This window comes from Gemmiger sp. (assembly GCF_036306485.1).
Classification (GTDB): domain Bacteria; phylum Bacillota; class Clostridia; order Oscillospirales; family Ruminococcaceae; genus Gemmiger.
On sequence record NZ_JAXJZK010000031.1, the window covers coordinates 44,327 to 53,638 of the forward strand.

At 58.8% G+C, this 9,312-nt stretch carries 8 protein-coding genes and 1 pseudogene; 7 read left to right on the forward strand and 2 right to left on the reverse strand.

Going from position 1 to position 9,312, the window contains the following annotated elements; genetic code table 11:
- The first annotated feature begins 99 nt into the window (after positions 1-99).
- The 7 genes from U0L91_RS06735 (at position 100) to U0L91_RS06765 (ending at position 8,127) form a co-directional block, all read left to right on the forward strand.
- A complete protein-coding gene (locus U0L91_RS06735; protein WP_330045454.1) occupies positions 100-933 on the forward strand; it encodes a polysaccharide deacetylase family protein in 834 nt (277 codons plus the stop codon).
- A 96-nt stretch (positions 934-1,029) separates the two neighbouring features.
- Entirely contained in the window at positions 1,030-1,572 is a 543-nt protein-coding gene (locus U0L91_RS06740; protein WP_330045456.1) for a hypothetical protein, read from the forward strand.
- 14 nt (positions 1,573-1,586) lie between these two features.
- Complete coding sequence (locus U0L91_RS06745) at positions 1,587-2,906, forward strand: alpha-amylase family glycosyl hydrolase (RefSeq protein WP_330045458.1); 1,320 nt, start codon at positions 1,587-1,589, stop codon at positions 2,904-2,906.
- Positions 2,907-3,079: 173 nt separating this feature from the next.
- Complete coding sequence (locus tag U0L91_RS06750; RefSeq protein WP_330045460.1) at positions 3,080-4,633, forward strand: ABC transporter ATP-binding protein; 1,554 nt, start codon at positions 3,080-3,082, stop codon at positions 4,631-4,633.
- A gap of 3 nt (positions 4,634-4,636) precedes the next feature.
- A complete protein-coding gene (locus U0L91_RS06755) occupies positions 4,637-5,794 on the forward strand; it encodes an ABC transporter permease (protein ID WP_330045462.1) in 1,158 nt (385 codons plus the stop codon).
- Between the two features lies 1 nt (position 5,795).
- Positions 5,796-6,713 carry an ABC transporter permease gene (locus U0L91_RS06760; protein WP_330045464.1) on the forward strand — a complete coding sequence of 306 codons (918 nt, stop codon included), beginning with the start codon at positions 5,796-5,798 and terminating at the stop codon, positions 6,711-6,713.
- 91 nt (positions 6,714-6,804) lie between these two features.
- Positions 6,805-8,127, forward strand: coding sequence for a pyrimidine-nucleoside phosphorylase (locus U0L91_RS06765; protein ID WP_330045466.1), 1,323 nt, complete (start codon positions 6,805-6,807; stop codon positions 8,125-8,127).
- An 88-nt stretch (positions 8,128-8,215) separates the two neighbouring features.
- Here U0L91_RS06765 and U0L91_RS06770 read toward each other — a convergent pair whose 3' ends face one another.
- Together U0L91_RS06770 and U0L91_RS06775 are read right to left on the reverse strand one after the other, a co-directional pair.
- Positions 8,216-8,620, reverse strand: a complete 405-nt coding sequence (locus tag U0L91_RS06770; RefSeq protein WP_330045468.1) for a hypothetical protein — start codon at positions 8,618-8,620, stop codon at positions 8,216-8,218.
- Between the two features lie 155 nt (positions 8,621-8,775).
- Positions 8,776-9,312, reverse strand: a pseudogene (locus U0L91_RS06775) (molecular chaperone HtpG); the annotation flags it as partial.

Sequence of the window (9,312 nt, forward strand, 5' to 3'; positions counted from 1 at the left end):
CTGCCGGAACGAAAAAAGAATACTGATTTGCCCCTCCTGCCGCATATCTTTACAGGAACACATTGTGAAACCTGACAGAGCGGGGGAGGGGCATTCCTTATGCGGCGTGACAATCGAAACAACCGCGATCATCGGCTGCTGATCGTCTGGCTGGCGGTGTCGGTGATTCTATCGGTGCTGACGGTGTGGGCAAGAACCGAGGAGAGACGTCGGGAAAATCTGTGGGAGACCTCCATCCCCGACGCAGGCTTTGCCGTTCCCACCCTCGGCATGAGCAGCCCGGAGGGAAGCGAGGGGGATTCCGGTGCGGTGGAAAAGATCTGCTGCCTGACCTTTGACGACGGGCCGTCCCGGAACACCCAGGACATTCTGCAGATTCTGCGGGACAAGAAGGTGCATGCCACCTTCTTTGTGACGGCTCAGCCTGCCAACGAACCGTATCTGCCGCTGCTGGCCGACATCGAGGCACAGGGCCACCAGATTGCGATGCACAGTGCCTCCCACAACTATTCCAAGATCTACCGGAGTACCACGGACTTCTGGCTGGATATCAAGGAGTTGCGCCAGCAGATCAGCCCCTATGTGTCGGTGGAGAAGATTCACTGGCTGCGGTTCCCGGGCGGAAGCACCAACACGATCAGCCACCGGTACGGCGGGCGCAGCATCATGCAGGAGCTCAAACAGGATGCCGAGGAAAAGGACTATCGCTGGATTGACTGGAATGTCTGCGGTGAGGACGCAACGGCCGGCCATCCGAACGCGGCCAGAATCCTGAAGAACATTCAGGAAGATGCCAAAGACCAGCCGCTCTGTGTGGTTCTCCTGCATGATACCAAAGCGACCGGCCAGACCGTCAAGGCGCTGCCGGACATCATCGACTGGTTTGCGGCGCAGGGATACCGGTTCTGCACCGTGGAGGAAATGGCCGAGTAAATCGGTTGCGTTGGCACAGAGGATGATGTATAATCGAAGCAGAAGGCCGTCCTGCGGGCAGTTCTGCGCGGACGGCTGCACCGGGAGGCACGCCAGTTGCGGAACACACAATCTCATAAAATCGCACTCTGCGGAGTGCTGGGGGCCTTGTCGGTTGCGCTGCTCCTCATGGGAAACCTGCTTCAGATCGGGACCTATGCGGCACCGATGCTGGCCGCTTTCCTGCTGATTCCCATTTTGGAAGAATACGGACGCCGCTATGCGTTCATGCTGTATCTGACGGTTTCCATTTTGTCGGTGCTGCTGGTCCCGGACCTGGAACTGTCGCTGTTTTATCTGTTTGTTGTGGGATACTACCCGATCCTGCGCACGGCCCTTGAACGGATTCGCCTGCGCCCTGTGCGCTGGATCGCCAAATTTGCCTGGTTCAACGCTGCCGTGGTCATCATGTACCTGCTGCTGATTTTCGTGTTGGCCCCACCGGAACTGGCGGCGGAATTTGCGGCGGACGGTGCCCCGATGCTGGTCCTGCTGCTGGCCATGGGCAATCTTTCCTTCTGGTTCTGTGACCGGGCGCTGGTCTCCATGACGGTACTGTACCGCCGGCGTCTGCGGTCGAAATTAAAAAAGATGTTCTAAGGAGAAAAACGAGTATGTGGTTTGATCAAGCGGTAATTTATCAGATTTATCCCTTGGGCCTTTGCGGTGCCGAACCGCAGAACGACGGGACCGACCGCACCGGCGAGCACCGGATTCTGCGGGTTCTGGACTGGGTGGAACATATCAAGAAGCTGGGTGCGGACTGCGTGTTGTTCAACCCGTTGTTCGAAAGCGATGCCCACGGATATGATACCCGCGATTACAATACGGTGGACCGGCGTCTCGGCACGGCGGAGGATTTCCGCAAGGTCTGCGACGCGCTGCATGAGGCGGGCATCCGCGTCATGCTGGACGGAGTGTTCAATCATGTCGGACGCGGATTCTGGGCGTTCCGGGATGTACAGCAGAACAAGTGGGACAGTCCGTACAAGGATTGGTTCCATATCAGCTTTGACGGCGACACCGGCTACCATGACGGTTTCTGGTACGAAGCCTGGGAAGGCTGCTATGAGCTTGTCAAACTCAACCTCAAGAACCCTGCCGTTCGGCAGCACCTGTTTGACGCGGTGCGCGGCTGGGTGCGGGATTACGGGATCGACGGTCTGCGTCTCGACGTGGCCTACTGCCTGGACCTGGATTTCCTCGCCGAACTGCGGGCGCTGGCCAACGAGATCAAGCCGGAATTCGTGCTCATGGGCGAGACGCTGCACGGGGACTACAACCGCTGGATGAATGACCGCGCCTGCCATTCGGTCACCAACTACGAATGCTACAAGGGCCTGTACTCCAGCTTCAACTCGGCCAACATGCACGAAATTGCGTACAGCCTGAACCGCCAGTTCGGCTCGGAACCCTGGTGCCTGTATACCGGCCGGCATCTGATGAATTTCCTGGACAATCACGATGTCAGCCGGATTGCCACGATCCTGACCGACCCGAAGACCATCGTCCCGGCCTACGGCCTGCTGTTCGGCATGCCCGGTACCCCGGCGGTCTATTACGGCAGCGAGTGGGGCATCGAGGGCGACAAGAAGAACGGCGACCCCTCGCTGCGCCCGGCCATCGAGAAGCCCGAAGAAAATCCGCTCACCGAATGGATTGCCAGCCTGGCAAAAGCGCACCGCGGCAGCGAGGCACTGTGCTTCGGCAGCTACCGCAATGTGATGGTGCAGCCCAAACAGCTGATCTTTGAGCGCAAGACCGACTCCGAGCGGGTGCTGGTGGCGATCAACGCGGATTCCTCGACCTACCATGCCGACTTTGACGCCGGCTGCGGCCTGGCCGAGGACCTGATCACCGGTCAGCCCCATGATTTCGGCGGGGGCAGCGACCTGCCGCCCTACTCCTGCGCATTCTGGAAGTGCGAGCGATAATCTGATACCGATTGCGGACCGGTTCCGCCGCCCGGAAGGGGCAGGGGAACCGGTCCGTTTTTTTCGATGTTCCGGCATTAAGAAACTGATAATATTTTATCAAACGGCCGGAAAATATTCTATTTTTGCTTGTCCTTTGGGTGTGAAAACTGTATAATAAAGACAAAACTACTATGGAAAGGAGCGTGAACGGATTGGCAGAGGATTTTGTAATCGAGATGCTCAACATTACCAAGGAATTTCCGGGCATCAAGGCAAATGACAATATCACGCTGCAGCTTCGCAAAGGTGAGGTACACGCCCTGCTGGGAGAAAACGGTGCCGGCAAATCGACGCTGATGAGCGTTCTGTTCGGTCTGTATCAGCCGGAAAAAGGCACGATCAAGAAAAACGGCAAAGAAGTCAAAATCCACGATCCCAACGACGCAAACGATCTGGGCATCGGCATGGTCCATCAGCATTTCAAACTCGTGGAATGCTTTACGGTTCTGGACAACATCATGCTGGGCGTGGAACCCTGCAAGGGAGGATTCCTGCAGAAGGAAGTGGCCCGCAAAAAGGTCATGGAGCTCTCCGAGAAGTACGGCCTTCGGGTGGACCCGGATGCGCTGGTCAGCGATATCTCGGTAGGAATGCAGCAGCGCGTGGAAATCCTCAAGATGCTCTACCGGGACAACGAGATCCTGATCTTTGACGAGCCCACCGCCGTTCTGACCCCGCAGGAGATCGACGAACTCATGGAGATCATGCGCGGCTTCAAGGCGGAAGGCAAGAGCATTCTCTTCATCACGCACAAACTCAACGAGATCATGGCGGTGGCGGACCGCTGCACGGTCCTGCGCAAGGGCAAATGCATCGGCACCGTGGATATTGCCTCCACCACCAAGGAAGAGCTTTCCCGCATGATGGTCGGCCGCGATGTCCAGTTTGAGGTGGAGAAGGCCCCGGCCAAGATCGGCGAAACCATCCTGAGCGTTGAGCACCTGACGCTGCCCAGCCGGGTGCACAAGAAGGACGCCGTCAAGGACATCAGCTTTGAGGTCCATGCCGGAGAGATTGTCTGCCTTGCAGGCATTGAGGGCAACGGCCAGACGGAATTCGTCTATGGTCTGACCGGCCTGGAAAAACCGTCGGCCGGCAAGCTGACGCTGTGCGGCAAGGACATCACCCACGCCACCATCCGCCAGCGCTCCAAGGACGGAATGAGCCATATCCCGGAGGACCGCCACAAATTCGGCCTGGTTCTGGACTATACGCTGGAAAAGAATCTGGTTCTGCAGCGGTACTGGGAACCGCAGTTCCAGCGCGGCGGCTTCATCCGTGCCGATGAGGTCCGCAAGTATTCCGACCGTCTGATCCAGCAGTACGATGTGCGCTGCGGCCAGGGAAGCCTGACCATCGCGCGCAGCATGTCGGGCGGCAACCAGCAGAAGGCCATCATCGCCCGTGAGATCGACAAGGACCCCAAGCTCCTGGTGGCGGTGCAGCCGACCCGCGGCCTGGACGTGGGTGCCATCGAGTATATCCACAAACAGATCGTCGCCCAGCGGGATGCGGGCAAGGCGGTCCTGCTTGTCAGCCTCGAACTCGATGAGGTCATGAACCTTTCGGACCGGATTCTCGTCATGTACGAAGGCAGGATTGTCGGCCAGTTCGACCCCAAAAAGACCACCGTGCAGGAACTTGGTCTCTATATGGCCGGTGCCAAACGACAGGAGGTGCAGTGACAGATGGCGAACAACAAAAAATCCCTGGGCCTTTCGCTGCGCCAGAAGAGCAGCAGCGTCCTGGCCGCACTGCTCTGCATTGTCATCGGTATGCTGATCGGCCTGGTGGTACTGTTCATCATCAATACCGAACATGCCTGGCAGGACGGCTTCCTGCGCATCATGCAGGGCGGCTTCTATGACTTTCCCTATGGTGTCGGCAAAACCCTGACCCAGGCAGCCCCGCTGATCATGACCGGACTTTCGGTGGCGTTTGCGTTCAAGACCGGCCTGTTCAATATCGGAGCGGCCGGCCAGTACACGCTGGGCGCGTTCGGCGCGCTGTACTGTGCACTGGTGCTGCAGCTGCCCTGGTGGGCCTGCCTGCTGGCCTCGGCCCTGTTCGGCGCCATCTGGGGCGCCATCCCCGGAATCTTCAAGGCCTATCTGAATATCAACGAGGTCATCACCTCCATCATGTTCAACTGGATCGGCCTGTATCTTGTCAATGAAATCATCTATGGCCGCGGTTCCGGCATCATGTACGATGCCCACAACACCCGTACCTGGAAACTGGCCAACAACGCCCCCCAGGCGCTGATTCCTTCGGGCGGCATGAGCGAACTGTTCCATACCAGCAACAACACCATCGCCATCTTCCTGGCCATCCTGATGGCCGTGCTGGTCTGGGTCATTCTGGAAAAGACCACCTTCGGCTATGAACTCAAGGCTGTGGGACTCAACAAGGATGCCGCCCGCTACGCCGGCATCAACGAAAAGAAAAACATCATTCTTTCCATGACGATCGCCGGTGCACTGGCCGGCTTCGGCGCGGGGCTCTTCTATCTGTCGGGCGGCGGCGAATGGAACCCGCTGAACTCCACCAGCCTGCCGGCCATGGGCTTCAACGGCATTGCGACGGCATTGCTGGCCAGCTCCCATCCGATCGGAACCATCTTCTCCTCGCTGTTCATCTCCCACATCACGGTGGGCGGCGCCTATCTGCCGACCCGCTATTTCCCGACCGAGATTGCGGATCTGATCTCGGGCATCATCATCTACCTGTGCGCGTTCTCGATGCTGTTCCGCGGCGTGATCCAGAAAAAACTGCTGCGCAAACACGATACCGCCGACGCCAACGCCGAGCCCGCCAAGGACAACGCCAGCAAGGAGGGCAAATGATATGTTACTGCTGATCAAATATACCCTGCTTTACGGCATTGTGCTGATGCTGGTCGCGCTGGGCGGTATGTTCAGTGAACATTCCGGCATCATCAACATTGCGCTGGAAGGCATCATGGTCATCGGCGGTCTTGCCGGTGTCCTGGTCACGGCCAGCCTCCCCAAGGAAATGGCACCCTGGCTCATTGTGGTGATCGCCATTGCGATGGCCGCCGTGGCCGGCATGGTGTATTCGCTGCTGCTGGCCTTCGCCTCCATCAACCTCAAGGCGGACCAGACCATAGGCGGTACAGCCCTGAATATGCTGGCCACCGCCATCGCGATGATCCTGGCCAAGAACTTCAACGGTTCCACCTCGGCCAAGATCAGCTACACCAACAAGGCGTTTCTGTTCCGGATCGGCGACCTGGAACTCAGCGTCTTCATCCCGCTGGGCATCGTCCTGCTCATCATCAGCTATGTCGTGATGTACAAGACCCGGTTCGGCCTGCGTCTGCGTGCCTGCGGTGAACATCCCCAGGCCGCGGACTCGGTGGGCATCAACGTTTATAAGATGCGCTACTCCGGCGTGCTGATCTCGGGCCTGCTGGGCGGCATCGGCGGCCTCGCCTACGTCATCCCCAGCGTCCAGACCTGGAACTTCGAGGTCGGCGTGGCCGGCACCGGCTTCCTGGCCCTGGCAGTCATGATCTTCGGCCAGTGGAAGCCCTTCAACATCTTCGGCGCGGCGATGTTCTTCGCCGTGTTCAAGAGCCTGGCCAATATTGCAGACTCGACAATCCTGGCCAACCTGGGCTGGTCCAGCAATATCTATAATATGATGCCTTTCATCGCCTCGATGGTCATCCTTGCCTTCACCAGCAAGAACTCGCAGGCGCCCAAGGCGGAGGGCATTCCCTACGATAAGGGAAGCCGCTGATACAGGGTTACACGCATAACCGGACAGGCCCGGCACCGAATCCTCGGGCCGGGCCTGTTTGTCTGATCGCCCGAAAGGAGGCGAACCAATCATGCGGATGTATGATATCATTGCAAAGAAACGGGACGGAGGCACCCTCACCCGGGAAGAACTGGCCTTTGCCGTCAACGGCTATGTGGACGGAAGTATTCCCGATTACCAGATGTCGGCACTTCTGATGGCCATTTACCTGCGCGGCATGACCGATGCCGAGACCGCTCAGCTCACCGATGTGATGGCACATTCGGGGGATATGGTGGATCTTTCCGCCATCCGGGGCATCAAGGCGGACAAGCACTCCACAGGCGGTGTCGGCGACAAGACCACACTGGTCATCGCGCCCATCGTGGCGGCCTGCGGCGTGAAAATTGCCAAGATGAGCGGCCGCGGTCTCGGCCATACCGGCGGGACCGTGGACAAAATGGAATCGGTCCCCGGAACCCGCACCGCCCTGACCCAGGAAGAATTCTTCCGGCAGGTCAACGAGATCGGAATTGCCGTCATCGGCCAGAGCGGACAGATTGCAGTCGCGGATAAAAAAATGTACGCACTGCGGGACGTGACAGCCACTGTGGGATGTATTCCGCTGATTGCGTCGTCCATCATGAGCAAGAAGCTGGCTGCCGGCTCGGACGCGATTCTGCTGGATGTGACGATGGGCAGCGGTGCCTTCATGAAGCATCTGGACGAAGCGGTTGAACTGGCGCGGCTGATGGTGTCCATCGGCACGGCACATGGCCGCAAGGTGGCGGCGCTCATCACTGATATGGATACCCCGCTGGGCCATAACATCGGCAATTCTCTGGAGGTTGCCGAGAGCATGGAGGTCCTGCAGGGCAGGGGCCCGGCCGACCTGACCGAGGTCTGTCTGCAGCTTGCCTCCAATATGCTGTATCTGGCCGGAAAAGGAGATCTTGCCGTTTGCCGGGCGATGGCCCGGCAGGTGATTGACGACGGCACGGCCTTTGAAAAGTGCTGTCAGATGTTCGCGGCCCAGGGCGGTGATACCACCGTGCTGCGGGACCCGTCACGGTTCCGCAAAGCGGCCTGTGCCCGGGATCTGGTCGCCGACCGCGACGGGTACATTGTGGCCAACGATGTGGAACGCATCGGGAATGCCAGCGTCCTGCTCGGTGCCGGACGCATCAAGAAGGAGGATTCCATCGACTTCGCGGCCGGGATCATCCTGCACAAGAAACTCGGGGATGCCGTGCGGGCAGGGGAGCCCCTCTGCACGCTGTATGCCGACGATGAGGCACTGTTTGCGCCCGCAGCGGAGATGTATCTCGGTGGGCTGAAAATCGGCCCCGAACGCCCGGCCATTCCGCCGCTTGTCTATGCGCGGGTGACCTGCGACGGTGTCGAGCGCTTCTGATCCCCTTGCATCAAAAAACCAGACCGCCCGCCTCGGCAATGCACCGGGGCGGGCGGTCTGGTTTTTACAGCAGGCGGGAAACGCAATGTCAGGCTTTTTTGCGGGCCAGACGCCGGTGAATCCAGAACAGTTTGAAGCGGGAATACCCGTTGGGCTTGTCCTGCTCCAGTTCCTCGGTCAGGACATACCGTTTGCGCAGCCCGTCAAATTGCAGGGCCGTTCCGTTTTCCTGTACGTCGGTCAGCACACGGGGAATGGCCTTCTGGTCCACCTCAAATTCCGGCTCCTTCTCCCAGAGAATTTTGCCGTCGGCATCCAGGCCGCGCGCCCACAGGCTGAACACCAGACAGGCGGCTTCCCCGTAGCAGTAGCGCTCGAACCGGATGCGGCCGTCCAGATAGAACAGCAGGCAATCCCGGAAATGGGTCTCAAGCTCCTTTTCGTACCGGCGTCCGCACTGCGTGCCGGCGAACTCCGCTGCATTGACGGTCATCATGCTTCCTCCCGATTTCAGACTCTCTGTCTATTATACGACATTGCGGCGGACCGTGCAAGGACCCGGCCGGAAACAACAAAACAGCGGACCGGTCTTCCGTTGCCGGAAAATCGGTCCGCTGGACAGAACAGACAAATATGTCGATGCCGTATTTACTTCATCAGGTCACAGACCAGCTGAGAATAGGCGACGGGATCTTCCAGAGGCAGACCCTCGATGAGCAGCGCCTGGTCGTAGAGCAGCTCGGCGTACTTGCCGATCTTGGCCGTGTCTCCGGCCTCATGGGCGGCCTTCAGTGCGGCAAAGACGGCGTGGTTGGGGTTGAGTTCCAGAATCTTGGTGCTCTCCATGCCTTCGCCGTTGGCCGGCATCTTGCGCAGGACCTTCTCCATCTCCATCGACAGTCCGCCTTCGCTGGACAGCGAAACCGGATGATCCTGCAGCGTCGGGTTCACCTTGACGTCCTTGATCTTGCCGCTCAGGGCCTTCTTGATCTCCTCAAACAGGTCCTTGTTCTCTGTGGTGGCTTCCTCGGCGGCTTTCTTTTCCTCCTCGGTTTCCAGACCCAGATCACCGGAGTTGATGTTCTTGAACTGCTTCTCCTTGTACTCGTGCATGATCTGCAGGCAGAATTCATCGACATCCTCACTGCAGAGCAGCAGGTCATAGCCCTTGCTCAGCACCAGCTG